The organism is Pseudomonas sp. EA_5y_Pfl2_R50, assembly GCF_963970475.1.
Classification (GTDB): domain Bacteria; phylum Pseudomonadota; class Gammaproteobacteria; order Pseudomonadales; family Pseudomonadaceae; genus Aquipseudomonas.
Genome location: NZ_CAXAPT010000252.1, coordinates 1 through 255, shown reverse-complemented (window position 1 = coordinate 255; position 255 = coordinate 1). Strand labels below are relative to the sequence as shown.

The following is a 255-nucleotide window of genomic DNA, read 5'->3' as shown; positions in this document are numbered from 1 at the left end:
CGGGTCGCGGCACTGTTGTGACTGGTCGTATCGAGCGCGGTATCGTTCGCGTTCAGGATGCACTGGAAATCGTTGGTCTGCGTGACACCACCACCACCACCTGCACCGGTGTTGAAATGTTCCGCAAACTGCTCGACGAAGGTCGTGCTGGCGAGAACTGCGGCGTTCTGCTGCGTGGTACCAAGCGTGACGACGTTGAGCGTGGTCAGGTTCTGGTTAAGCCGGGTTCGGTTAAGCCGCACACCAAGTTCACCG

Annotated in this window: 1 protein-coding gene; it reads left to right on the top strand. The window is 59.2% G+C overall.

Annotation, left to right across the window (positions count from 1 at the left end):
* On the top strand, positions 1–255 hold a 255-nt coding region (locus tag AACY19_RS27690), incomplete at both ends, for an EF-Tu/IF-2/RF-3 family GTPase (protein ID WP_339454676.1).